The organism is Bifidobacterium bombi DSM 19703, from assembly GCF_000737845.1.
Lineage (GTDB): Bacteria > Actinomycetota > Actinomycetes > Actinomycetales > Bifidobacteriaceae > Bifidobacterium > Bifidobacterium bombi.
This window is the reverse complement of the sequence record NZ_ATLK01000001.1, coordinates 273,915-299,745: the sequence shown is the minus strand read 5'-3', so window position 1 is coordinate 299,745 and position 25,831 is coordinate 273,915. Positions and strand designations below refer to the sequence as shown.

The 25,831-nt window shown below is 57.8% G+C and carries 17 protein-coding genes, 1 tRNA gene and 2 pseudogenes; 2 read left to right on the top strand and 18 right to left on the bottom strand.

Translation table 11 applies throughout. From position 1 onward, the window contains the following. Positions 1-52 precede the first annotated feature (52 nt). The 10 genes and pseudogenes from BBOMB_RS01145 to BBOMB_RS07455 all read right to left on the bottom strand — a co-directional run. Positions 53-901: a methylenetetrahydrofolate reductase gene (locus BBOMB_RS01145; RefSeq protein WP_044086431.1), complete on the bottom strand. Its 849-nt coding sequence runs from the start codon at positions 899-901 to the stop codon at positions 53-55. A gap of 62 nt (positions 902-963) precedes the next feature. Next, positions 964-3,300: a 5-methyltetrahydropteroyltriglutamate--homocysteine S-methyltransferase gene (metE, locus tag BBOMB_RS01140; protein ID WP_044086430.1), complete on the bottom strand. Its 2,337-nt coding sequence runs from the start codon at positions 3,298-3,300 to the stop codon at positions 964-966. A gap of 109 nt (positions 3,301-3,409) precedes the next feature. Beyond that, entirely contained in the window at positions 3,410-4,486 is a 1,077-nt protein-coding gene (locus BBOMB_RS01135; protein ID WP_044086428.1) for a tRNA (adenine-N1)-methyltransferase, read from the bottom strand. 144 nt (positions 4,487-4,630) lie between these two features. Further along, complete coding sequence (locus tag BBOMB_RS01130; RefSeq protein ID WP_044086837.1) at positions 4,631-5,515, bottom strand: ABC transporter ATP-binding protein; 885 nt, start codon at positions 5,513-5,515, stop codon at positions 4,631-4,633. A gap of 106 nt (positions 5,516-5,621) precedes the next feature. Continuing rightward, positions 5,622-6,062 carry a membrane protein gene (locus BBOMB_RS01125; protein ID WP_044086426.1) on the bottom strand — a complete coding sequence of 147 codons (441 nt, stop codon included), beginning with the start codon at positions 6,060-6,062 and terminating at the stop codon, positions 5,622-5,624. Between the two features lie 137 nt (positions 6,063-6,199). Next, positions 6,200-7,720, bottom strand: coding sequence for a glutamate synthase subunit beta (locus BBOMB_RS01120; protein WP_044086423.1), 1,521 nt, complete (start codon positions 7,718-7,720; stop codon positions 6,200-6,202). Next, on the bottom strand, positions 7,717-12,294 hold the full coding sequence (gltB, locus tag BBOMB_RS01115) for a glutamate synthase large subunit (protein WP_044086422.1): 4,578 nt from the start codon (positions 12,292-12,294) through the stop codon (positions 7,717-7,719). The genes BBOMB_RS01120 and gltB overlap by 4 nt, the downstream gene beginning before the upstream one ends. 228 nt (positions 12,295-12,522) lie before the next feature. Then, positions 12,523-13,938 (bottom strand): radical SAM family heme chaperone HemW, encoded by a 1,416-nt coding sequence (gene hemW, locus BBOMB_RS01110; RefSeq protein ID WP_044086836.1) that lies wholly within the window; start codon positions 13,936-13,938, stop codon positions 12,523-12,525. A gap of 254 nt (positions 13,939-14,192) precedes the next feature. Next, positions 14,193-16,073 (bottom strand): translation elongation factor 4, encoded by a 1,881-nt coding sequence (lepA, locus tag BBOMB_RS01105; RefSeq protein ID WP_044086834.1) that lies wholly within the window; start codon positions 16,071-16,073, stop codon positions 14,193-14,195. Positions 16,074-16,322: 249 nt separating this feature from the next. After that, positions 16,323-16,646: pseudogene (locus BBOMB_RS07455) on the bottom strand (HIT domain-containing protein); the annotation flags it as partial. Positions 16,647-16,856: 210 nt separating this feature from the next. Between BBOMB_RS07455 and rpsT the strand changes: the two are divergent. Together rpsT and trhA are read left to right on the top strand one after the other, a co-directional pair. Further along, positions 16,857-17,117, top strand: a complete 261-nt coding sequence (gene rpsT, locus BBOMB_RS01095) for a 30S ribosomal protein S20 (RefSeq protein ID WP_044086421.1) — start codon at positions 16,857-16,859, stop codon at positions 17,115-17,117. A gap of 271 nt (positions 17,118-17,388) precedes the next feature. Beyond that, positions 17,389-18,273, top strand: a complete 885-nt coding sequence (trhA, locus tag BBOMB_RS01090; RefSeq protein WP_044086420.1) for a PAQR family membrane homeostasis protein TrhA — start codon at positions 17,389-17,391, stop codon at positions 18,271-18,273. 99 nt (positions 18,274-18,372) lie between these two features. Here the strand turns inward: trhA and BBOMB_RS01085 are convergent, their stop codons facing one another. The 8 genes and pseudogenes from BBOMB_RS01085 to eno all read right to left on the bottom strand — a co-directional run bounded on the left by BBOMB_RS01085 (position 18,373) and on the right by eno (position 25,749). Next, positions 18,373-18,855 (bottom strand): GreA/GreB family elongation factor, encoded by a 483-nt coding sequence (locus BBOMB_RS01085; protein WP_044086418.1) that lies wholly within the window; start codon positions 18,853-18,855, stop codon positions 18,373-18,375. A 62-nt stretch (positions 18,856-18,917) separates the two neighbouring features. Continuing rightward, positions 18,918-19,319 carry an FKBP-type peptidyl-prolyl cis-trans isomerase gene (locus BBOMB_RS01080; RefSeq protein ID WP_044086416.1) on the bottom strand — a complete coding sequence of 134 codons (402 nt, stop codon included), beginning with the start codon at positions 19,317-19,319 and terminating at the stop codon, positions 18,918-18,920. 162 nt (positions 19,320-19,481) lie between these two features. Continuing rightward, positions 19,482-21,101 carry an L-serine ammonia-lyase gene (locus BBOMB_RS01075; RefSeq protein WP_044086833.1) on the bottom strand — a complete coding sequence of 540 codons (1,620 nt, stop codon included), beginning with the start codon at positions 21,099-21,101 and terminating at the stop codon, positions 19,482-19,484. A 300-nt stretch (positions 21,102-21,401) separates the two neighbouring features. Continuing rightward, positions 21,402-21,481 (bottom strand) — tRNA-Leu (locus tag BBOMB_RS01070). Positions 21,482-21,544: 63 nt separating this feature from the next. Then, positions 21,545-22,567 carry a Ppx/GppA phosphatase family protein gene (locus tag BBOMB_RS01065; protein ID WP_044086832.1) on the bottom strand — a complete coding sequence of 341 codons (1,023 nt, stop codon included), beginning with the start codon at positions 22,565-22,567 and terminating at the stop codon, positions 21,545-21,547. 295 nt (positions 22,568-22,862) lie between these two features. Next, positions 22,863-23,444 carry a DUF501 domain-containing protein gene (locus BBOMB_RS01060; RefSeq protein WP_044086830.1) on the bottom strand — a complete coding sequence of 194 codons (582 nt, stop codon included), beginning with the start codon at positions 23,442-23,444 and terminating at the stop codon, positions 22,863-22,865. A 263-nt stretch (positions 23,445-23,707) separates the two neighbouring features. Continuing rightward, positions 23,708-24,085: pseudogene (locus tag BBOMB_RS08465) on the bottom strand (FtsB family cell division protein); the annotation flags it as partial. 368 nt (positions 24,086-24,453) lie between these two features. Next, the gene (gene eno, locus BBOMB_RS01050) at positions 24,454-25,749 is read right to left on the bottom strand and encodes a phosphopyruvate hydratase (RefSeq protein ID WP_044086414.1); all 1,296 of its coding nucleotides are present in this window, start codon (positions 25,747-25,749) and stop codon (positions 24,454-24,456) included. Positions 25,750-25,831 lie beyond the last annotated feature (82 nt).

The window sequence follows — 25,831 nt, the reverse complement described above, 5'->3', positions numbered from 1 at the left end:
AATTCCAGCCTAGTTCCGACCGAACAGGACACGGCATCAGCAACGATTGCGGTCAGGCGCGCCCGAACAGACCCTCGACGTTCTGCCAAATGCTGCGGGCCACCGAAGGCCGGTTCATGGTGTACAGATGCACTCCATCCACGCCATGGGCCACCAAGTCCGCGATCTGCTCCGAAGCATACACCACACCGGCCTGCCGCAACGCCTTGGGGTCGCTCCCCCAGCGGTCGATCATGCGTTGTAAAGCCGGTGCGATCGAAGTGCTGTTCCGCTGGTTCATCGTTTCCACATTGCGCACGTTGACCACCGGCATAATGCCGGCCTCTATGGGAACCTCTATCCCTGAACCACGCGCCAGGTCAAGGAAACGGTAGAAGTCGTCGTTCTTGTAGAACAGCTGGGAAAGTAGATGGGTGGCTCCGGCATCCACCTTCCGCTTGAGGTTCGCGATATCCTCCTCCAGACACGAGCATTCCACATGCCCCTCGGGGTAGCAGGCGCCGAAAACCGGCATGCCCGGCTCTTTGCTGCGAATGTAGGCCACCAAATCGCTGGCATGTTCAAACACCCCGCAAGGTTCGTTACCTTCCACGGGGTCGCCCCGCAAAGCCAAAACACCGGCCACCTTCGCTTCATGGAAATATTGCAAAGCCTGATCGACTATGGCTTCATCGCTGTACAACGCGGTCAGATGCGCAACGACAGGGAAACCATACTCATTATGGATGGTAGCGGCGATGCATGCGGTTCTTGTGCGATCCTTGAACGCGCCATGCCCATATGTGACGGAAACGAAATCAGGCTCCACTTCCTTAAGACCGTCCATCGTGTCATAGATGGTGTTTACCGAGGTCCTGGTGTTCGGAGGGAAAACCTCCAACGAAAAAATCGGCGAATGCACGCTACACTTCCTTAACACAAACGGCCGCCCGTTTCATTCGAAGGCGGCCCATTCCATTTCACTCAGACTTGCGACGAGCTGGACAATTCGCCACGCACCTGCCTGGTCGCCTCCACCATGTGCTCCAAGCTTGGCCAGGTTTCATCGTTGCCTCGGGTCTTCAATCCACAATCCGGATTGATCCACACGCGGTCTGGGTCAGCCTTTCTCAAAATCGCATGGATTCGCTCGACGAGTTCCTGCGTGCCTGGAATCCGGGGAGAATGGATGTCGTAGACCCCCGGACCGACCTCCGTCTCGAATCGCGCTTCCTGAATGGCGTCCAGAACCACCAAATCGCCCCGGGATGCCTCGAACGATATGACATCCGCGTCCATGTCATCTATGTCCTTGATGATGTCATTGAATTCCGAGTAGCACATGTGCGTGTGTATCTGCGTAGTCGGCTTGACTCCGGAGTGCACCAGACGGAAGGCGGGCACCGCCCAGTCGAGGTACTTCTTATGCCAGTCGGTGCGACGCAACGGAAGTTTCTCGCGCAACGCCGCCTCGTCGATCTGGATGACCTTGATGCCGGCCGCTTCCAAGTCGAGCACCTCGTCACGGATGGCCAAGGCCAGCTGACGGGTCTGTACTTCATGGCTCACGTCCTCGCGCGGCCAAGACCAGTTGAGAATGGTCACCGGACCGGTCAGCATGCCTTTGACCACATGCTTGGTACGGCTTTGGGCATATTTGCTCCAACGTACGGTGATGGGTTCGGCGCGCGATACGTCGCCCCACACGATCGGGGGCTTGACGCAACGGGTACCGTATGACTGCACCCACGCGTTCCGGGTGAAAAGGAAACCGTTCAGATGCTGTCCGAAGTATTCGACCATGTCATTGCGTTCGAACTCTCCATGAACCAGAACATCCAAGCCGATTTGTTCCTGGTGTTCGATGACCTCATCAATCTGTCCGGCTATGAAACGATCGTATTCATCCTGCGAGATCTCGCCACGACGCAATTTTGCACGTACGGAACGCACCTCACCCGTCTGCGGGAATGAACCTATCGTCGTCGTCGGCAGTTGAGGAAGACCAAGTGCCTCGTGCTGCGCCTCACGTCGGATGGCGCGGGCTGGGCTGCGGGTGAAGTCGGACTCCGTGAGTTTGTTCAGACGCTCGGTCACCTGGCGGTCGGCGACCACCCGAGTACCGTCGAACAGCGACTGGTTCGCCGCCAGCTCCCTCGATCCCCTGCGATCCTCCTCGGTGGCGGTAGCAAGAGAGGCAATCTCCTTGACCTCGGTAAGCTTCTCCACGGCAAAGGCGAAGTGACGAAGCACAGTAGGATTCAAGCCGTCTTCGCCTTGCGTGCTGAACGGCACGTGCAAAAGCGACGACGCCGTGCCAACTGCCACACGATCGGTCACGGTACGTATGGCATCAATGACGCCAAGGCTGTCGGCGTAATCATTGCGCCAAATGTTGCGACCGCTGACGACACCGGCGAAAATCGTAGTATCTTCGCTGACTCCGTACTCCTTCAGCGCAGCAAGGTTCTCATCGCGCCCCTCGACGAAGTCCATCCCGATGCCGTCAAATCCAAGCAGCTTCAACGTCTCGTAAATGTCAGCGACATGGCCAAAATAAGTGTTGAGCAGCACCTTCACGGCGGCACTCCCCTCGGAGTACCGATTACGGGCCCGCAGGACTATGCTGTACAAAGACTTGAAAAGCTCGACATCTCCGTCCTCTTTGTCAAGGGCCAGATAAGGCTCGTCGAACTGCACCCACTGGGCACCAAGCTCGGAGAATCTGCCCAATACCTCAGCGTAGACGGAAGCCACCTCATTGATCAGGCCTCGGTCGATCTCCAGTTCCTCGGCCTGCGGATTACGGGCCAACTTAAGGAAAGTATAGGGGCCGATAAGCACAGGTTTGGTGAGTATACCCAACGCCTTGGCCTCGTTGAACTCATCGAAAGGCTTCGTCGAATTGAGCTGGATATGCGTGTCCGCGGAGATTTCGGGCACCAGATAGTGATAATTCGTCGTGAACCACTTCTTCATCGGCAATGCGGTGACATCACCCTGGACTCCCTGATAACCGCGCCCCATGGCGAAAAGGGTGTCCTCGTCGTCAGCGAACGCCAACCGCTTGTAACGTTGGGGCACTGCGCCAAGCAGGATAGCCGTGTCGAGCATCTGGTCGTAGTAGCTGAAGTCGTTGCTCGGTATGAGGTCGATGCCCGCGTCTTTTTGAATCCTCCAATGCTCGGCGCGCAAGGCCTTACCTACGGCGCGCACTTCAGCCAAACCGGTTTTGCCTTTCCAGTAGGCTTCAATGGACTTCTTGAGCTCCCGGTCCCTGCCAATGCGAGGGAAACCTGATACTGATGTTAACGTGGGCATGAATCCTCCAAAATCCGACCGATCACTGCTCTGAGAATACCAAATACGAGCGCCAATGAGGCATTGGCTCAGCTGAGGTGTCGTTATAAATTCATGTTATAAGGGAAGGTCATGAAGAGCGTTCCGTCGTTGCACGACCCTCTGCCACGCCTAGGACACCGACCTGCTCACCAAGATCACGCAGCACGTGCCTCAGCTTTCTATCCGAAATATCGCGCAGTTCAAGGTCCTCCAGACGCTGTGCACGTTCGTCCTCGCTCATCGAATCAACATCCGTCCGGGTGTCCTTCGTGGCGCGGTCCCGCCGCCGCAACGCTTCGAAACCTTCGGCCATGGCACGCGAAACCACAAGAAATCCGGTATGGCCTATCATCTCATGATCCGGTCTCACCGCCAGCCCCTGCGCCTTCCATTTGCGCTCGAAAGTCTCCTGCACGTCAGGTTCGCTCCAAGACCCTGCGGCGCGCAACGCCTCGCACAAGCGTGACACCTGAGTCGTCGTCGTGACATAGGCGGTAAGGATACCGCCCGGTGCGATGACACGCCAAGCCTGTTCGAGTCGATTCCAGGGGTCGAGCATATCAAGCACGATGCGATCGAACCAATGCTCGCGCAACGTCGCGGCGACGGCATCGAAGTCACCGGTACGTAGATCCCACCAATGCGGCTGATCTCCGAAATACAGGATGGCATTAGCCCGTGCCACCTTGGCGAATTCCGGACGCAACTCTATGGTGGTGAGGCAGCCACGTTCCCCCACGGCGTCGAGCAGGTTTATGCTCATCGCACCCGAACCCGCGCCCGATTCCAGCACGCGCATGTCACTGCGGATGTCACCGAGCTGGATCACTTGTGCGATGTCCTTGGGATACATGATCTGCGCCCCACGAGGCATGGAGAGCACATAATCCGCGAGACGGGGACGCATCACCACGAAATCCCAGCCGCCAATGGCCTTGGTGGCCTTCCAAGGCTTGGACCGATCACGCTCGGAAAGGTTCTCCCGCTTGGAACGGACAGTGGTGACGACAACCCCTTCGGTCATGCCGATCACTTCGTCATGCAGGATGATGCCGTGCGATGTCTGGGTGGTTCCTCCACGTTTCAATTGTGAGGTTATCTTATTGCCCTTTCGGTCCGTGAATTGCACCTTTTCACCGATCTCAAGCGCTCCATGCCTCACCATGCTTCTCCGTTTTCCTCGTCCAGATTTCCGTTCGTACGGTTCAATGGTGTCTCAAGGCATGGTCATAAACCGGCATTGCCGGAAACCAACCTTCGGAAGTCCAACACGGAAAGACGGCTCCATCACCATGCTCCGCCTGAGGCGCTACTCGGCATGAGCGTCCCAACGCCCGTCATGATGGATTACCCTCAGCCTGAAGCCGAACAACGCACTGAGCCGCTCGGAAGTAAATCCATGTGCAAGGTCACCGGCATAGATAATGGTACCCGGCTGAGGGTCGGCTCGTCCGACCTGGTCGCTTCCCATGTTCGGATCAACATCGACGGGCCGAATCTCACCGTGTTCGACCGATCCACCGCCCATCCTACCCATGATGGCCACATGATCGAACCCTCGTGGAATCTCATCCAAGCGGTGGGTGACCAACACGACGGCACGGTCGGACGTGGCATCCATGCCAATCTCTCCAAGAGCACGCAACGTCACCTCACGTCCTCCTAGGTCAAGGCCGGTGGTCGGCTCATCAAGAATGAGCAGATCCGGGTCTGCCATGAGCGCGCGGCAAATCAACACACGGGTCATCTCCCCCTGCGAAAGCTTCAGCATACGTTTGCCTTCCAAGTAGCCGATGCCGAACCGGTCCATCAGCCTTCGAGCCTTCGCGTAATCCTCTTCGTCGTATGTGTCCCTCCAACGACCGACGACGGCATTCAAGGCGGTGACGACGGCGTCCAGGGGATCCTCATCGGCTGGGAAGGTGCGTGAAAGCTCAAGGGAGCTCAGACCGATGCGATTACGGTATGAAAATACATCGACTTTTCCCAGACGATTGCCTAGAATATCGACCGTACCTTCCGAGGGAAAGCCCCTGGACGCCATCATCTTGACCAATGTGGACTTCCCAATGCCGTTGGGGCCGAAAAGTACCCATTTCTCACCGACACCGACATTCAGATTCACGTCGGAAAGGATGACCCTGCCGTCGCGACGGAATTCAACGCGGTCTAAGCGCAATGCGTTCCTTTGCATATGACGACCTTCCTCATGACCGGTTTCAAGGTCCGTGACGAACTGCCGAGGCGCAACACTCCCCTGACGAAGCATCCAGTACCTTCATGCCGCGGTGAAATGGCTCTCAGACGGCTGTGCCATTTGCGTCCAGATTGGGATTGTCCTTTGGATCGCCCGCTGTAAAGAACAGACTGAGCACACCTATGACGAAGACGATCGAGACCGTCATGATGAGCCACATCGGGGACTTGGGCAACCACATCACGATAAGGAACGCGATGCCTGAAAGCACAATGAGCGTCCACGTGACGACGCGCAGCCACTGTCGTATCGAATGGGGAGCGCTAACCGACTTAGGCTTCTTCGAGGCGCTGGATACATCACTGAGGTCGACGATGCTGCCGCCCGAGGGTTTCCACTCGGCTTCGCCGGATTCAGACAGACGACGCGAACGCTCCTGCAGCGTGTATTCATTGACTGCGCCGCGCCCACGGACCTGCTGATCCGGCGAGCCACCCTTACGGCTCTGTCTGGCCTGAGCCCTGCGTTCAGCACGATTCGGCATGACGATTCCTTTCGACACGAAACTCTAATCAATACCTTCATAGTTTAATACGAACCATGCCAACACCGTCATGAAGGAGACCAGCGTTTCCTAGGCGTTTCCGAAGTCGCTGCACACAGGACATGCGGAGGCGCGCATCACGGTCTTGGCAGGGACATAGGGCGTTGGGAAGGCGAAATTGGTGTAGGCAGTTCGCTGCGGTATAGACCTACCGATTCGTCCCTGCGCTTGTTTCCGTCGTTCGACAATCTGTCCAAAAAGGTGTCGACCGCATTGGCGCAGCTGCGACCTTCGGCTATGGCCCAGACAACAAGACTCTGTCCTCTTCCCGCATCGCCGCATGCGAACACGCCTTCGCGGCTGGTCTCAAATACGCAGTTACGCGCCACATTGCCGCGTGAATCAAGATCCACCTGCATCTGATCGACAAGGGTTGCCGTATCGGGATGAAGGAAACCGGTGGAAATGATTACCATATCCGCCTCAATGACCCGCTCGGTGCCTTCGACATGAGCATAGGCCCCATCGGGCATGCGCCTTACCTCGACCACGCGCACGCCGCTTACGCGATCCGATGCGTCTGCGATGAAACCAACCGTGTCCACATTGTACAGATACTCGCCTCCCTCCTGCATAGAGGTCGTCTTCTGATAAGTGCGTGCATAGGTCGGCCACGGCTGCCCATCAGGACGCGATTGGGGCTCCTTGGGATTGATCTGAAGCACCGTGACGCTTTCGGCCCCTTGCCGCAGAGCGGTTCCAAGACAGTCGGATCCGGTGTCTCCGCCTCCGATGATGACCACTCTCTTGCCCCGAGCATCCAATCCCATCCTGGTAGCGGCACCATCAAGTCGTCGCGTCGTGTCGGGCAGGTATTCCATCGCGAAATTGATGCCCTGCAGCCTGCGCCCCTCCACGGCTATGTCGCGAGGAACCCCTGAACCGATGGCAACCACCACGGCATCATAGCGGCTTCTCAAATCGTCCCAACCGATGTCACGTCCAATCTCCATCCCCGTGCGGAACACCGTTCCTTCGGCCTCCATCTGCGCCACTCGCCTGTCGATGAGAGTTTTGTCCAACTTGAAATTGGGAATGCCGTACCGAAGCAACCCCCCGACCTTCTCGTCCCTCTCGTACACCACAACAGTATGTCCGGCGCGGGTGAGCTGTTGGGCGCAGGCCAACCCCGCTGGCCCCGAGCCCACGATGGCCACGGTCATATCGGTCAGCCTCTGTGGAGGCATGGGCCTGACGTACCCACGCCTCCACGCCTCGGTAATGATGGTCTCCTCATCGTTTTTGATCATCGTCGCCGGCTGGTGTATACCCAAGACGCAGGCCTGCTCACAAGGAGCGGGACAAACCAGACCTGTGAATTCAGGGAAATTGTTGGTGGCCGAAAGCCTTTCGAAGGCCTCCTGCCACTTGCCCCGACTCACCAAGTCGTTGAACTCGGGAATGAGGTTGCCCAACGGACAGCCGGTCATGCAGAAAGGCGTGCCGCAATCCATGCAACGGGCGGCCTGTTCAAAAGTCCATTCCTGTAGTCCGTCTTCGGCATGGACACTGTCCCAATCCCGTATCCGTTCAGCGACGGGACGGTCCGCCGGTTCATGACGGACACGTACCTTCAAGAATCCCTTGGGGTCGCTCATGCATTCGCTCCTTCCATCATCACCTGTTCGTACGTGGTCTCCCAAGCACCCGGCTCGGTGAAATCGATGCCATCCGCTTTGGCCTGCGCCATCGCCCGCGTCATGGCAACGAACTGCCGGGGCACGATATGAGTGAACCGCAAGGAGGCATCAACCCAATCATCCGCCAGAGCCTTGGCGAACGCAGATCCGGTCTCTTCGGCATGTCTCCTGACCAAGGAGCGCAGCATGAGACCGTCTTCCTCTGTAAGCGGCTCAAGAAGGAGTGAACCTTCCGCCAAGGCATCGGGGTTGACGTCGCTTTCGTCGAGATCAAGCACATATGCATTCCCGCCGGAGAAACCCGCACCGAAATTGCGCCCCGTGGGCCCCAGAACCACCACGGTCCCGCCGGTCATGTATTCACATCCGTGGTCACCCACGCCCTCGACCACGAACGTCGCGCCGCCGTTGCGTACTGCGAAACGTTCACCGGCACGGCCGGCGACGAACATCTCACCGGATGTGGCACCAAAACCGGTCACATTGCCGGCTATGACGTTGGTGTGGGCGTCGAATGAGCTGTCGAGGTCCGGGCGCACGATGATGCGCCCACCGGAAAGCCCCTTCCCCGCATAGTCATTGACTTCGCCATACACGCGCAACGTCTCCCCCTTGGGTATGAAGGCTCCGATGGACTGCCCTCCCGAACCTGTCAGCGTCATATCCACGGTATCGTCAGGGAGACCTTGAGCCCCATAGCGTTTGGTGATTTCATAACCCACCATGGTGCCTACGGTCCGGTTCACATTGCGCACCGGCATATCGATGCGCACCGGTTCACGCCGTTGCAGAGCCGGCTCGCACAGTTCGATAAGCTTTCTATCGAGGACGCCGTCGAGTTCGTGGTTCTGCGCCGTGGTGTGGTGAAGCACGGTGCCCGGCGTCGGCCCTGATTGAGCCAACACGTTGGTCAGGTCGATGCCGTCGCACTTCCAGCGTCTGATTGCGTCATCCTGGTCCAGGCACTCGACGTGCCCGACGGCTTCCTGCAAGGTGCGGAAACCGAGCTGCGCCAAAATCTCGCGAACTTCCTGTGCGATGTACATGAAGAAGTTGATGACGTATTGTGGCTTACCGGTATAACGTGCGCGAAGCTCCGGATCCTGTGTGGCAATGCCCTGCGGACAGGTGTTGAGATGACAGGCCCGCATCATCACGCACCCTTCGGCCATTAGGGCAGTGGTCGCGAATCCGAACTCCTCAGCGCCCAACAGCGCGGCGATGACCACATCGCGGCCCGTTTTCAACTCGCCGTCACACTGAAGCACGACCCTGGAACGCAACCCATTGAGTATCAATGTCTGCTGGGCCTCGGAAAGGCCTATCTCCCACGGCGTGCCGGCATGTCTGATGGCGTTTAGGGGCGCGGCGCCCGTTCCACCGTCCGAACCTGAGATCAGGACCACATCCGCATGGCATTTGGCCACACCCGCGGCGACCGTACCCACACCGAATTCAGAAACCAGCTTGACATGGATGCGAGCCTCGGGATTGGCCATTTTCGCGTCGTTGATGAGCTGCTTGAGATCCTCTATCGAATAGATGTCATGATGCGGTGGCGGCGAGATGAGCTCTACACCGGGTGTGGAATGCCGAACTTCGGCTATCCATGGCGGAACCTTGGCACCCGGCAGATGACCGCCTTCGCCAGGCTTGGCTCCTTGTGCGAGCTTGATCTGCAGATCGGTCGCATGCACCAGATAATTGCTGGTCACCCCGAACCGGGCCGAGGCTATCTGTTTGATCCTGCTGCTGCGCATCGGATCGGCGAGGCGCTCGTCGTCCTCTCCGCCCTCACCGCAATTGGAACGCGCACCTATCGTATTCATGGCGATCGCCAATGTCTCATGCGCCTCCTTGGATATGGACCCATAGCTCATGGCTCCTGTGGAGAAACGCTTGACAATTTCGCTGGCGCTTTCAACCTCATCCAGCGCTATGGGCTTCCTGGTTGGATGGAACCTCATGAGCCCACGTAGGGTCATGATGCGGTTGGATGTGTCGTCGACGTGTGCGCTGTAGCGCTTGAACAGCCCGTAATCACCCCTTTGGGTTGACTGCTGCAGCAGGAAAACGGCTTCCGGGTCGTTAAGATGGTCTTCTCCTGTTCGCCGCCACTTGTACTGACCTCCGGTGCGTAATTTGTTGTAGGCCGTCGAGGCCATCCATTGATTCGGATATGCCACACGATGACGCATGGCCACTTCCTCTGCGATTTCGTTGAGACCTATGCCTCCCACCCGCGAAGTCGTGCCGGTGAAATACGTATCGATGACGTCCTTGTTCAGGCCCACGGCCTCGAAAAGCTGGGAGCCACGGTAGCTCATAATCGTCGATACGCCCATCTTGCTCATGATCTTGAGCACGCCGGTGGAAAGCACAGCTTTGAGGTTGTCCACCGCAGTGACGGCATCCACCGTGAGCATGCCGCTACGGGCGAGGTCCTCGACGGATTCAAAGGCAAGGTAGGGGTTTACGCAGGCAGCGCCATAGGCGATGAGGAGCGCCACGTGATGGATCTCACGCACGTCTCCCGCCTCCACGGCCATGGATATCTCCGGACGGGTATGGGTGTCAAGAAGATGATGTTGGACCGCACTGGTGAGGAGCAGCGAGGGTATCGGCGCCCAGGTATGGTTCGAGTCACGGTCGGAAAGAATGATGAAATTGTATCCTTTCGCTATGGCCCGATCCACTTGATCGAATATCTCCCTGAGTCTTCCCTCCAAGGCCGCACCACCTCCGGCCACTTGGTACAGCCCGCGCACCACGAAGGGCCGGTAGTGTCCTCCGAGGACCGGGGCCTTGTCGAGACGCTTGAGCTGAGCCATCTCGTCGGAATCCACGACCGGCTGCTCGATGATGATTTTACGGGCTCCGGGCTCGATGTCCTCCAGGATATCCGTTTCCGGCCCTATTGCGGAATTCAGCGAAGTGACGATGGATTCACGCTCCCAATCCAACGGTGGATTCGTGACTTGGGCGAACTTCTGAGTGAAATAGTCGAAGAGCTGTCGGTTGTTTGAAGACAGTACCGCCTGAGGCGTGTCGTTGCCCATCGCGCCTATCGGCTCCTTGCCGGTGTTCGCCATGGGCGCGAGAAGCATCTTCAGCTCTTCCTCGGTATATCCGAATGCACGTTGACGCCGTGCCACGGACACGCCTGAATGACGCACATGTTCCCGAACGGGAAGCTCGTCAAGCTTGACGCTGTCATTGGCGATCCACTCGCGATACGGGTGCAAGGACGCCAAATCATGCTTTACTTCATCGTCGGGAACGATCCGCCCCTGGGCCGTGTCCACAAGGAACATTTTGCCGGGTTCCAAACGCCCTTTGGCGACGATATGGCCTTGATCGACATCGGGAAGCACGCCGGCTTCACTGGAAAGCACCACATATCCGTCGTCACTGACCTGCCATCGACCGGGACGGAAACCGTTGCGGTCCAGCTGGGCGCCGACCTGGGTTCCGTCGGTGAAGACGATCAGGGCCGGTCCGTCCCAAGGCTCGATGAGGGAATTGTTGTATTCGTAGAAAGCCCTCACGTCCGGATCAAGCGAGATGTCGTTCTCCCATGCCGGCGGCATCATCATGAGAATCGCATGAGGCAGGCTTCGCCCCGATAAATGAAGGAGCTCCAGGCATTCGTCGAACGTTCCGGAATCGGAATGGCCCGGGGTTGCGATGGGCAGAAGCGGTGCCATGTCACCCAGCAGATTCGAACTGAGCTTGCCCTCACGAGCCTTGAGCCAGTTGCGGTTTGCCTGAATGGTATTGATCTCGCCGTTATGGGCGATCAGACGGAAAGGCTGTGCCAACGGCCAGCTTGGGAAGGTGTTCGTGGAGAAACGTGAATGCACGATGGCGATGCGGGCCTTCATGCGGGCATCAGAAAGGTCCGGGAAGAATCCGGCCAGCTGCAATGTGGTGAGCATGCCTTTATATGTCAGCGTACGAGAGGAAAGCGAAGCGAAGTACACCCCCACCTCGTGTTCCACACGTTTGCGTACACGGTACGCCCTACGTTCCAAATCCAGTCCTCGGAGCACTCCGTCGTTGCCGGCGATGACCAGCATCTGGAATGCAGGCATGGAGGCCAACGCCTGCAGACCCAGACCATCAGGATTGACCGGCACCGAACGCCAAGCCACAGCCACCATGCCTTCATCTTCAACGATGTGCGCTATGGCGCTTCTCTGTTCACCGGATTCGGCGATATCGCGATCCAAAAAAACGATGCCCGCGGCATACCGACCGGCCGGCGGCAAGCTTGGCCCCACCTGGGACCTTATGAATTCATCGGGCATGGACAACATGATTCCGGCTCCATCGCCGGTGTTCTCCTCCGCCCCCACGGCGCCCCTATGGTTGAGATTCACCAGCACCTCAAGTGAATCATCCACCACCTTGCGCTCATCCGTGCCACTAAGCGTGGCCACCATGCCCACGCCGCAGGCATCGTGTTCCGCAGAAGGGTCATATAAACCATTCGCCCGATGAATGCTCAGGTCCAGTCCGTCACAGCCCATAGGTCACCTTCAACTTCCTTCTTTGCATCGCAGACAATCTCTGACGCGCCGCGCCACGTGCTTTCATCGTTCCGCCTGCCCGACGCCCTCGGTCATAGTGCTCAAGATTAACGCCTCATCTTTTAGACAAGCAGTGATTGTCCAAAATATGCCACATGTCCAAATACTGAAATCCGCGGTTTTGCAGTTCTTCAGGTCCACAATTTCCAAATAAGACGAAAAAAACGATCATACGCACATACCAAGGATTTCAGAAATCACGGTATCGTTCAACAACCTTCCTCGGCGGGTGACCACGATGTGGTCATCGTGTATGCGACACAACCCCTCGTCCACGAGATCATGGAAATCAGCCTCCCCAAATTTGCGTCCCGCCACCTCATCGATGCGCGAAATGGCCAATCCCTCACGCAGCCGTAGACCGAGCATCACCGTTTCCTCCAAGTGCTCGGCGTGGCTGATTGATTCGCTGCCCTGCCAAGGTATCCTTCGCGCATTGACCTCATCCGCCCATCGATGCGGGTGTGCTATATCCCAGGAACGAATCCCGAACTGACCGCCATCGACCTTAGGTCCGCGAGATTCGTCGCCGCCGACGGCGAAGGCACCGCACCTGACGGAATTCCCGTCATCGCGTGCAGCTGCGGCATTCGGATCAACCTCATGACCAGCCGAGCCGCGCACCTCCCGCTGAGCGCATGCACCCATACCGACTTGGTCGACGTCTTCGTCCTGAACCCGAACGGTACGCCGGAATCCTTCCTCGCTCTTTGGGGCCACGGGGATATCCCAAGCACCTACACGCGAGGTCCTATAATGCGAATGGGCACCCGGACCTATGCCGGCCCAATCCACATTGCGCCAATATCCCAGGTTATGCCGGCTTTCATGCCCGGGACGAGCCCAGTTGGAAATTTCATACCACTGCAACCCCGCCTGTGAGAACAGATCGTCCGCCAGCTCATATTTTGCGGCTTCGTCATCGTCGTCGGGCTTGGATATGGCGCCACGCGCAATCTGCCTTCCCATCTTGGTGTTCGGCTCCACCGTCAAGGCGTAAGCGGAGACATGGTCCACTCCCAACTCGAGCGCGGACTCGACGGAAGTGCGCCAATCCTCCATGCTTTCACCAGGCGCCCCATATATCAAATCGACACTCACGTCCAATCCGACGCTCTTTGCCGCCTGAACGTTCTCCATTACGTTCCGTGGCGTGTGCGTACGGTCAAGGGTCTTGAGGACATGCGGCACAGCGGACTGCATGCCCATCGACACCCTCGTGAACCCCGCCGCCTTGAGCCGCGCAAGGTACGCCTCGTCAATCGTGTCGGGATTGGCCTCGGTGGTGATTTCCGCACCCGGTTCGACGCCCCACACCTGTCGGACCTCATCGAGCATGCGCGTAAGATCGGCGGCCGGCAAGAGTGTCGGGGTACCGCCCCCGAAGAACACGGAGGAGGCCCGAGGTTCGTGGATTTCATGTTCCTCCTGCCAGCGCCTGGTGATCGACATCTCGCGGATGGCCAGATTCGCGTAGTTGCCACGCGAAGCGCCGCCGCCCATGTCGACTGCCGTGTATGTATTGAAATCGCAATACCCACACCGACGCAAACAGAACGGCACATGGACGTAAACCTCGAACATCATCTCTCCTAATTTCTGTAAGGCCGTTCACTCATTCCCGCTGACGGAACGTGACCACAACCATGACTCTTGCCCTACCCATACCGTCGGCAGTGCCGAACAACGGAGAAAGACCAGACGCCAACACAACAACGACCCTGTGAGGTAAGTTCCAAACCCCGCAACCGGGCACCGATCCTTAGCAGGCAAGAACCTCATACGTGACCTTGGCGATTCTCATGGGCCGGCTCCCGCTCAGAATCCCTCTTCGGGATTCACTGCTCGGCCTTCTGAGCGGCGCGGATCTTGTCCTTCGTATCTCGATCCGCGCCGCCCTCGTTGGTCGAAAGCGCGGCGATGAACGCCTCCTGGGGCACCTCGACATGACCAAGCATCTTCATGCGCTTCTTACCGGCCTTCTGCTTCTCAAGAAGCTTGCGTTTACGGGTGATGTCACCGCCATAGCACTTGGCGAGCACATCCTTGCGCAGGGCGCGTATTGTCTCACGTGCAATGATGCGCGAACCGATGGCCGCTTGGATGGGAATCTCGAACTGCTGGCGAGGAATGAGTTTGCTCAGCTTCTTCGTCATCATGACCCCATAACTGTAGGACTTGTCACGATGTACCACGGCGCTGAAGGCGTCGATCTTCTCCCCCTGAATAAGTATGTCCACCTTCACTAAGTCCGCAGCCTGCTCGCCGTCCTCCTCGTAATTGAGTGAGGCATAGCCCCGGGTGCGGCTCTTGAGCTCATCAAAGAAGTTGAATACGATTTCGGCCAGCGGGATGCGGTAATGCATCTGCACACGCTCGGCGCTGAGGTACTCCATGGCGCCCATCTCCCCCCGATGCTCCTGACAAAGGTCCATGACGGCTCCTATGAACTCCTTGGGGGTGATGATTTCGGCGGAGACCATAGGCTCCACGATCTTCTTGATCTTGCCATCGGGAAACTCGCTCGGGTTGGTCACCTGGTGCTCCGTGCCGTCCTCCGAGGTGACGCGGTAGGTCACGTTCGGAGCCGTGGAGATGAGGTCGAGGCCGAATTCACGGCTAAGACGTTCGGAGACGATCTCCATATGCAGCAATCCCAGGAAGCCGCAGCGGAAACCGAAGCCCAGCGCCACCGATGTCTCCGGCTCGTAGACCAGCGCCGCGTCGTTGAGCTTGAGCTTGTCAAGCGCGTCACGCAGGTCGGGGAACTGTGCGTTGTCCACGGGAAACAGTCCGGAATAGACCATCGGTTGCGGATCCTTGTAGCCGGGAAGCGGTTGGTCGGCCGGACGAATCGCTGAGGTGACGGTGTCGCCCACCTTCGATTGGGACACGTCCTTGGCACCGGTGATGATGTAGCCCACCTCCCCCGCCCCAAGAGCCTTGGTCGGGGTCATGTCTGGGCTGATCACACCGATCTCGATAGGCTCGTGCGTCATGCCGATGCCCATCATGTGCACCTTCTCGCGGGCCTTGAGTTCGCCGTCTTCCATGCGGATATAGGTGACGATGCCGCGATATGAGTCGTACACAGAATCGAAGATCAAGGCGCGTGCGGGCGCCTTCGGATCACCGTGCGGAGCCGGCACCTCAAGTACGATCTGGTCGAGCAGGTCTTTGATTCCTTCGCCCGTCTTGCCGGAAACCCTCAAAACCTCGCCCGGCTTGCAGCCGATGAGGTTCGCGATCTCATCGGCGTGCTTGTCGGGCTCGGCGCTGGGCAGGTCGATCTTATTGAGCACCGGGATAATGGTCAGGTCGTGGTCAATGGCCATGTACAGGTTGGAAAGCGTCTGCGCCTCAATGCCCTGCGTGGCGTCCACCAGAAGCACAGCACCCTCGCATGCCGCCAGTGCCCTGGACACCTCGTAGGTGAAGTCCACATGCCCCGGGGTGTCGATCATGCCGAGCGTATATTCAGTTCCGTCGAAAATCCATGGAACACGCACTGCCTGAGATTTGATTGTGATGCCACGTTCCTGCTCGATATCCATACGGTCGAGGAACCGATCGCGCATCTCACGCTCGGGCACTATGCCCGAGAGTTGCAGAATGCGATCGGCAACCGTGGACTTGCCATGGTCGATGTGCGCGATGATGCAGAAATTGCGGATCAACGACTGGTCGGTGTACCCCGGTTTGTTCTTCGACTCCAAAATGCCTTCGCTCCTCGTCCCGCCGCACCCGTAAGCGCGGCCTGAAATCAATGTCTTCAGTCTAGCCGACGAGGTGGGCAGACAGCGCGGTCGAGCACGACTCTCAGTCCGAAACAGGTACGTGGGGTCGACTCCCCAAACACCTGCGGTTTCACTTGTGAGACAGAGCTCGTAGAGTCCGTCGTTTCAATGGCAAGGAACGAAAATGAATCCGGCAATCAGAACGGGCCGTGTCAGACAAACCGAACGCGGCTATCGGATGGCCAGAATCTCTGGCATCTCCTCCAGGCTATGGCTATGCGCCTGCATCTTCGGCCACGGATCGATGCCGTCACCGCTGGTACGCGGAATGAGGTGAATATGGAAGTGGAACACGGACTGGTCGGCGGCCCGACCGCTGGCGTTCATGAAGTTGACGCCATCGTAGCCACACACGCGCACATAGTGCCGGCTGAGCTTCCTCACCGCATCCATCTTCGCTCGGCACAACTGCCCATCGGCATCGGGCACGCTCTGCGCATGCCGTTTAGGAATCACCAACGTATGGCCGTCCGCGTCCGGCGAGATGTCAAGAAAGCCATAACATCTTCGTTCTCATAGACCTTGTAACACGGCAAAGCGCCTGCTACGATACTGCAGAACACGCAATCGTCCCTCTGCAATCCGCCCACCACGAGCCTCCCCTCGCAGAAACAATGTCTTTTGCGCCGATGCATTACTTGGCTCGGGGACATGGTATCATAATGCTTTGTATGTCCTTAAAGTCATTCGTCGTTTGGAGTAGATGTGGCAAACATTAAGTCGCAGAAGAAGCGCGTCATCACCAATGAGAAGGCGCACAAGCGCAACGTGTCCGTGAAGTCCGGTCTGAAGACCGCAATCCGCAGGACACGCGAAGCCATCGAGGCCGGAGACAAGGAAGCCGCTCAGGCTGCCTTCGCCATCGCCGGTCAGAAGCTCGACAAGGCAGCCGGCACCGGAGTGATTCACAAGAATCAGGCCGCGAACCGCAAGTCAAGCCTCGCATTGGCCATCAACGCCATGTGATGCTTGAACCTTTCAAGCCTTCCAGGGTCCCCACGCCATGTGGTGGACCCTTTTTGTATTTGGGAAGCTTCATCGAAACTCTGGTTCAGCTCTCACGACGGTATTTCCTCTGCCCCTCGTTCTGACGGCGTACATACACACGAAAGCATCTCCTCCATGGGGCACGTCCCATCTTTGCCGCGAGAGCCAGACGATTCAAGATGTCCGGTGGCATGTCACAGAACAAAGCTACGATAGCGTAAGTTATCTAAGCGTGAAGACGGGAGGAATCATGATCGATTCCAGCAACGAAGGCTCAGGGCAGCCCAAGCCCGATGCACGGCAGCGAACCGCAGCCCTCCGTGCGGCCAGCATCCGCGCCGACGCCCACAACCGAGCGGATGCCATTCGAAACAGAGCCGCAGAGAAAGCCGCCCGCGTAACGGCCAAAGGAGAATACAAGGCAGCCCGCGTAGAGGACGCCACCCTTCGTCAAACCAACCAAAAGCCGCGCAAGGTGCGGCTTGACGTGCATGGTCGTCAAAAACCGCTGCTCCGCGGTTGGATACATGCCGCGGCGGCTCCACTTTCCCTGGCCGCCTGCATCGTGCTCATATGTCTGGCTCGTGGGGCCGGCCTCAAATGGGCCTGCGCCGTGTTCATGGCGTGCTCACTTGTTCTTTTCGCAAATTCCGCAGCATATCATCTTGGAGATTGGTCCAAGAGGACGACCGATGTTTTGCGGCGAATCGACCATGTGAACATTTTCCTGCTTATCGCAGGCACCTACACCCCTATTTCCTTTGCACTGTCGCATCACTGGAGAAACCTCATCATCGTAGGTATGTGGGTCTGCACGGTAGCCGCAATGCTCATCCATGTTATCTGGATCAACGCACCGCGTTGGTTATACACCGCCGTGTACGTCATATTCGGAGTTTCGGGTGTCTCATTCCTGTGGCTGTTCTGGGTTTCACCATCCGCAGGCCCGGCGGTGGTGATTCTTCTGGCGGCCGGAGGAGCCTGCTATATTGCCGGGGCCATCGTCTACGCGTTACGCAAGCCCGACCCATGGCCACACATCTTCGGTTTTCATGAAATCTTCCACCTCGGCACGGTGGCCGGGTACGCCTGCCACATGGTAGCCATCTACATGGTCATCGTCGCCTTGAGGTGAGAATTCCCGATATTCGTCCGAATTGAACCTAAAGTGTGGAAGGGATGGCACCGGAGAACCGGAACCGCCCCTTCCGCACGCATGTCGATGGTGGCACCATTACTTCAAAGGTTTGGCTTCCTTGATCGTCACCGAAATCTCACGTCCGGTCGGCGTCTTGTAGGTGACCGTCGAGCCGGCTTTCGCACCCATAATCGCCGCCCCTATAGGCGATTCGGGACTGATGACCTCATAATCGGTCGCCACGGCGATGTCACGGGCCCCAAGGACATACTGCACCTCCTTGCCAGCAAGTTCCAAAGTGACCAAAGAACCGTTGCCCACCTTCCCCTTGGGCGGTGCCTTCAGAATCTTGGCGTTGCGAAGTTTGACCGTAAGCTCATTGATGCGCCCCTCGTTCTTGCCCTGCTCCTCACGGGCAGCCTGATAGCCTCCGTTTTCGGATAGGTCGCCTTCCGCACGTGCAGTCGCGATACGTTCGGTGATTTCATCGCGGTAATCACCCTCACGCCAAGCGAGTTCTTCCTTCAGTTTATCGTAAGCCGCCTGGGTCAGCAGTACGGCCTTCTCCTCTTCAGCCATGTGTCCTCCTTACCTGCTCTGGAATTGATGGAGTATATGAAATCAATGGGATTGAATGCGGCTCAGCGGGTGGATACGATATCGATGACGAAAACCAGGGTGTCATCGCCGCCGATGCCGGCCTGCGGCATTCCGCTTCGGCCATACCCATATTCCGGCGGTATGGAAACCAGCAAACGCGAACCGACGTTATGTCCAGGAACAGTACGATCCCAACCCTGGATGACCTGCCCAACGCCGATTGCAAAACTCGCCGGCTGATGGCGGTCAAAGCTGGAATCGAACGGCTGTTCCTTACCCCAAACCACGCCGTGATAGTTTACCGTGACGGTATCGCCGTTGCGGACCATCGGACCATCGCCCTCGATAATCTCCACGGACTTGAGTCCTTTGGGCGCTTCCCCGTCAGTGAACCTAATCTCAGGCTTTGCGCCGAACTCCGCATTCACTTCAGGCATGCTCATATACACTCGTCTCCTTAAATTCACGTCTCTATGATGCACAACAGACAATGTCACAAGCCTAGCACAAACCGGGAATTGACATTGCACCGGGAATGGCATGAAGGTCACTGCAGGCCATGTTCGTCGATGCGGACGCTTTTGAATCAGCATTTTGCGAGCGCATCAGCATTCCACGACGTTGACCGCCAGACCGCCCTTTGATGTCTCCTTGTATTTGCTCATCATGTCCTCACCTGTGTCCTTCATCGTTTTGATCGCCTGGTCAAGACTGACGACATGCCCCCCGTCACCGAGAAGCGCCATCCGCACCGCATTGAGTGCGGTATTCGCCGCGATGGCATTGCGCTCGATGCACGGCACCTGTACCAGACCGGCGACAGGATCGCAAGTAAGCCCCAGATGATGCTCTATTCCGATCTCTGCGGCGTTCTCCACCTGCCTTGGTGTGCCGCCCATGACAGCGCACAGCCCGGCGGCCGCCATCGAACAGGCCGTTCCCACTTCCCCTTGACAACCCACCTCCGCACCCGATATCGATGCGTTGCGTTTGAACAGATAGCCGATGGCCCCTGCCGTGAGCAGGAAACACACCACGCCGTCTTCATCGGCTGAATCGACGAAATGCCAATAATATTCCAAAACCGCCGGAATGACACCGGCGGATCCGTTCGTAGGAGCGGTCACCACCCGCCCCCCACCGGCGTTCTCCTCATTCACAGCCATAGCGAACAGGTCAATCCATGCCGATTGGGAATTGTACAGCACACCGACGGGCGACGTTGAATCCGAATGAAACACGTCCGACCCTGAAGCCAACTTGCGGTAGATTTGCGGCGCTCGCCTGGGCACATTAAGGACTCCGGGAAGCCGCTCCTGGGTCGAGGTGCAGCCGGCTTCAACGCATTCCTGCATGTTCTTCCAAGCATCGAGCAGCCTTGTGCGCACCTGCCGCGGCGATTGGGTGGCTATCTCGTTCTCCCAGGCGATCTCGGCTATGGACATCCCCCGTTCGCTGCACAAGCGAAGCAGTTCGTTTCCCGACCGGAACGGGAACGGCGCTTCCGGAGGAAAATCGGAGTCGGAGGAGATATCACCGCCTTCCTCACCCGCTTCATGTCCACGCAGAACCTCCTGCTGCGCGAACGTGGTGCCGTCAGGTACATCGTCGTGGATACCTATCAAGGGATCATCGGCACGACCGCGCCTGACAAACCCTCCACCGATGGAATACCAGACCTGTTCACAGAGAATTTCAGGCAGAGCTTCGGACGCAGCTTGACCGGCATGCCCGAGTGCACAATCCGCAGCGACGTGCAGTCCGGAGGAACGAAAAGACGGATTCTCGACATCTTGGCCCGGAAGATTGGTTGCGGGCACGCCCGCCCCGAAGGCGACGAACCTCATGCCGTTCGTATGCAATGCCAATCGTTGCCAACGTTCGAACACCACGTCGCGTTCATAGTCGAAATCGATGCGATGCGTGCCGTCAAGCATAAGGGAATGCCCCCCGCTGCATTCCTCCCTGATATGCAGTAGACGCCGAGTATCGACACTTTGTGGGACCTGCCCTTCCAACCCCGCCATCACCGCCCTATCGGTGCCGTGCCCGAGACCGGTGAGCGAAAGAGAGCCGTACAGCGTCACCTGCACGCGTCGCACGGATTGCAGAACATCGTTGCGTCGCAGGTCGTCTGCAAATGCCGCCGCCGCGACCATCGGCCCCATCGTATGCGAGGAGCTCGGCCCCACACCGACCTTGAACATGTCGAGAATACTGAACATAACCTTCAGTGTAGCCGTCATGACAAACAGCCGCCGCTGTGGCGCAAGAAACCTGAACATTCCCGATGGAAACGCATGGGCTCCGACCTGCACCAGTGAGGCATCGTCTCCCATGGCGGGGTCGATCCCGGACCAAGTGAACGGGCACAGGCACCGGCGGAACCCAAGCACAAGAGCCCCAAGGTCTTGCCTGGACAATCGCATAACTGACGGTCACGGCGTGAAGGCGCAAAACAACACGCCGAAGGAAGGGACAAGACAAACATAGTCCTGAGAAACCAACGGAAGATGCATCGCCGGTACCCCCGGTCGGGATCGAACCGACACGCCAAAGGCGGCTGATTTTAAGTCAGCTGCGTCTACCATTCCGCCACGGGGGCACACTTGCTGTGCAAGCTTCTTCATTATGCCACGAACGCCGTACCTGACATGCCATAAGACGTTCAACGGTTCTCGAGCAAACGTCTTCCGAAATCAAGGATGATACCGTCCAAAAGACCGTGGTCGCTGGAAACAAACGAGTCGATATGCTGGCCATGATCACGCCACGCGGCTTCGGCCACTTTCGCAAGAAGACGATTCCATACCAAAGCCCCGCCGCCTACGACATCGACGCGTCCTGGATGAATGGTGCCATAGGAGCTGCGTTCGGCTCGCGTCATCCTAAGGAACGCATCATCGACGGCAAAAACGTCATGGTATGACACCCTCACGCCGTCCACGGCGCGATGATCGTACTTGGTAAGCCCCAGCACCAACGCGGTCATGGTCGTGACGGTCCCCGAGACCCCGATGATTGTGTGTGCGCGCCCCACAGGAACATGCTCGAACGCCTCGTCCACATGAGAGTCGATATCCTTGACTGCTGCATCAATCTGCGCATCGGTCGGCGGGTCGGAAAGCAGGTGACGCTCCGTCATCCTCACCGATCCGATGTTCATGGAATACGCCGAAACGACATCGGTGGCAGGAGCTGAATCACCATCCCCACCGAGAACGAGCTCCGTCGAACCACCACCAAGGTCCACGACCAAATACGGTGCCTCCAGACCGGTACGGGGAACCACGCTCGTAGCACCCAGAAAACTCAAAGAGGCCTCCTCGACGCCTGGGATGACTTCAGGACGCACACCAAGGATGTCTTCAATCCTTGATTCGAATTCATCCTTGTTCGCGGCGTCCCTCGTGGCCGAGGTCGCCACGAAACGAATTCCATCGACAGGATGTTCCTTCAGAACACGGGAGAACTCCTCAGCGGCTTCATAAGCCCTCATCAACGCCTCATCGGAGAATCGGTGATTCTCATCCACGCCTTGGCCAAGCCTTATGACGCGCAGCATCCGAGGAACCACGTCTTCGCCATGTCCATCAGCGAATACGCGCGATACCTTAAGCCTTATGGAGTTCGTGCCACAGTCGATGCCGGCCACCGTGACGAAATCGCCGCAAGCGGCCACGCCACCCATCACCTCGGAACGTTCCGAAGAACCACGATCACGCGATGCCCTGATGCCATGATATGACCGATCATCCATGTTCATCTCCAACTTCCGTCCTTCCAACTGCTGCCACGTACCACCGATGACCCTGTCTTCCCTGCAAGGTCAAACCCCATCCATCATCGTACAACCCGCCCGCTCCTGCGACCGGATTCGAACCGCAACCGAATTGGCTGCGAAACCCACTAAAAGAAGCGATGAACCGAGAACACGCATCCGGCTTCCAGGAAGACCCAGCATCAACTCGGTGATACCCATGAAATCAGCGTGATTGCGCTTCATGAATCGAACAACGACACACACCCGGTTGGAACTCGTCGCTGATGAGTTCCAATGTCATGTCCCCGATAGGATTGATTCCGTTACCCATGACAAGCGACTGAGCCACCAAAGCGTGAAGGCACTTCACCCGCGTCGGCATACCGCCGGCACTGATACCGGCAATATGGCGTTCATCGTCACCCAGACGACCAGCAAGTTCGCTTCGGAACGCAAGATACATACGGTGAGCCCGTACATAGCCGGATTTCACCCGTTCGTCCTGGGCAAGCAGTTCATTGAACTGCGCCATCCGGCCCGCGGCCTCCACATGCGAGACCGCTTTGACCGCCTCAGGACTGGTGAGGTAGCACGTTGTGGGGAAAGGCGTGCCGTCAGTGAGCATGGGGCGGGTGACCACGACGAATGGAGCGCCGCATACCGCACACCTCGCTCCGACCGACACCATCCCCCTTGGGTAGCGCCCGAGCTGCCTTTGGACCAGGCGGATATCGTCATCGCCGGCGGGGTTCGACATGAAGCGCTCGGTCAAGGATCGTACGAATAAGGCATCATCGTCTGTTATGGAATCCACCGCTGCTAAGGCCGGGGCAGTACACGACCCATGCCCGCACGGATCGGCTTGAATTCGAGACGATTCCAGCGAGGTTGCGACATGACCGGAGGAATTCGGAACGATCCGTGGCCCCCCGGATTCCGCTGCGTGCAGGTTTCCGGATTCTTGGCGACCACCATCGAGCCACTTGGATTGTTCCTTCGATGGTTGCTGAGCTGATGTGGATTGAGACAATGGAAGGATTCCTATCGTTGGGGTCTTTCGACTTTCTGTACTGGGGTATCGGCCTTTTTCAGGGAATATGACAGCTCACCGTACCAAGGCAGCTTCTTCTCCCCCGCCTTCTGCGACATCGCCTGTTTGCGAGGATCGGCTTTCTGCCCGGTCACCGCCTCCGGATGCTCAACACGAATCGACTGTTCACCGGGAAAGACGAAACCAAGACGGTCACGCGCCTGGGCTGTGACATATGCCTTGTCATTCCATCTGGCAATATCGTTCTCAAGATCTTGTTTCTGGACCACGAGAGCAGATTCCTGGCGTTTCAACTCGTTGAGTTGAGCAAGGTTGACGGCGTACGCGTGAAAGGCGGAAAGCAATTGTATGAATCCAATGAAGATGATGACGAGGGACGCAATGAACACCAGCACCCCGGAATTCCTGCGTTTTACTGAGGTTACGGTGGGGGTTTGGGCTGAACTTGCCTGTGCCTTGACGCCTGACGAATCGGTATTCCTGTTGGGGGCCACACCTGCCATCATGACATCACGACTTACGCCGCCGTGATCCGCCGACCGTTTCGACTTACGTTCACCGGAACCACGGATTGCGCGACCGCGGCCGCCGGATGCACGACGTTTTCCCATTGCTGCCATATACACGAAAATACCCGTCACATTCGACTTGAGCGAACATGACGGGTATTTCTCAAGCAGGCGTTAGCACCACGCTCGACGCACACTCTGCGGCGGGATGCCGAACGGCACACCCGGGCATCGGATACGCCCGAATCGGGGAACTACCTGATGTACTGCTTGCACGCCTTGAAGGCGCTATAACCGGCGTACTTGGCGGTGCTGCCAAGCTCTTCCTCGATCTCCAGAAGACGGTTGTACTTGGCGATGCGTTCGCCACGGGCCGGCGCGCCGGTCTTGATCTGTCGTGTGTTCTTGGCCACGGCAAGATCCGAGATGGTGGTGTCCGGAGTCTCACCGGAACGGTGGGAAACCATGGAAGTGAAACCGTTTGCCGTGGCCAGCTCGATGGCGTCGAGGGTCTCGGTGACGGTGCCGATCTGGTTGAGCTTGACCAGCAGACTGTTAGCAGCGTGCAGGTCGATGCCCTTCTGCAGACGCTTCGGGTTGGTCACGAGCAGGTCGTCACCGACGAACTGCAGCTTGTCGCCCATGGCGGCGGTGATCTTCTGCCAAGCACCCCAATCCTCTTCGGCGAAGGGATCCTCGATGGAGACGAGCGGATACTTGGAAACAAGCTCCTTGTAGTAGTCGAGCATGTAATCGGCATCACGGTCGGCACCATCGAAGTGATAGGTGTTGGTGTCCTTGTTGTAGAACTCAGAGGACGCCACATCCAGGCACAGGCCGATCTGCTTGCCCGGCTCATAGCCCGCGGCCTCAATGGCCTGCATGATGTACTTCAACGAATCCTCGTTGGTCTTCATCTTCGGAGCGAAACCACCTTCATCACCAAGACCGGTGTCGTGGCCGTCCTTCTTCAGGATGCCCTTGAGAGTGTGGTAGACTTCCACGCCTGCACGCAGCGCATCGCTGTAGGCGTCAAAGCCATAGGGGGAGATCATGTACTCCTGGATATCAGTCGCGAAGTCGGCGTGCGCGCCGCCGTTCATGATATTCATGTTCGGCACAGGCAGGATGTGGCCGTTGGTGCCGCCGATGTAACGATACAGGGGCATGTCGGCCCAGTCGGCCGCGGCGTACAACGCGGCGAGGGAGACGCCGAGAATGGCGTTCGCGCCGAGCTTGCCCTTGTTGGGAGTGCCATCAAGCGCGATCATGGTCTCATCAAGGGCGCGCTGATCGGTGACCTCCATGCCAATGACCTTGGGGGCGATGACGTCGTTCACGGCCTTGACCGCGTTGAGGACGCCCTTGCCTTGGTAACGGGACTTGTCGCCGTCACGACGCTCCCAAGCCTCCGCCTCTCCAGTGGAAGCACCTGAGGGCACAAGACCCACGCCATGAGCACCATCGTCGGTGTCCAGCACTACCTTGACGGTCGGGTTGCCACGGGAATCCAGAATTTCACTTGCGTATACGCTTGCAATTGCAGACACAATTACTCCTTCGAGCTTGTTTGTACTAACAGCTACCAGTTTAGTTGCAAAGTTGGACGAGCGTGCAAGGAAATCATAATTT

Bases quoted from the DNA above. Each gene is read 5' to 3' on its own strand.
- metE (WP_044086430.1), bottom strand. From the start codon at position 3,300: ATGCCCACGTTAACATCAGTATCAGGTTTCCCTCGCATTGGCAGGGAC.
- BBOMB_RS01135 (WP_044086428.1), bottom strand. From the start codon at position 4,486: ATGGTGAGGCATGGAGCGCTTGAGATCGGTGAAAAGGTGCAATTCACG.
- BBOMB_RS01130 (WP_044086837.1), bottom strand. From the start codon at position 5,515: ATGCAAAGGAACGCATTGCGCTTAGACCGCGTTGAATTCCGTCGCGAC.
- BBOMB_RS01125 (WP_044086426.1), bottom strand. From the start codon at position 6,062: ATGCCGAATCGTGCTGAACGCAGGGCTCAGGCCAGACAGAGCCGTAAG.
- BBOMB_RS01120 (WP_044086423.1), bottom strand. From the start codon at position 7,720: ATGAGCGACCCCAAGGGATTCTTGAAGGTACGTGTCCGTCATGAACCG.
- gltB (WP_044086422.1), bottom strand. From the start codon at position 12,294: ATGGGCTGTGACGGACTGGACCTGAGCATTCATCGGGCGAATGGTTTA.
- hemW (WP_044086836.1), bottom strand. From the start codon at position 13,938: ATGTTCGAGGTTTACGTCCATGTGCCGTTCTGTTTGCGTCGGTGTGGG.
- trhA (WP_044086420.1), top strand. From the start codon at position 17,389: ATGATCGATTCCAGCAACGAAGGCTCAGGGCAGCCCAAGCCCGATGCA.
- BBOMB_RS01085 (WP_044086418.1), bottom strand. From the start codon at position 18,855: ATGGCTGAAGAGGAGAAGGCCGTACTGCTGACCCAGGCGGCTTACGAT.
- BBOMB_RS01080 (WP_044086416.1), bottom strand. From the start codon at position 19,319: ATGAGCATGCCTGAAGTGAATGCGGAGTTCGGCGCAAAGCCTGAGATT.
- BBOMB_RS01075 (WP_044086833.1), bottom strand. From the start codon at position 21,101: ATGTTCAGTATTCTCGACATGTTCAAGGTCGGTGTGGGGCCGAGCTCC.
- BBOMB_RS01065 (WP_044086832.1), bottom strand. From the start codon at position 22,567: ATGGGTGGCGTGGCCGCTTGCGGCGATTTCGTCACGGTGGCCGGCATC.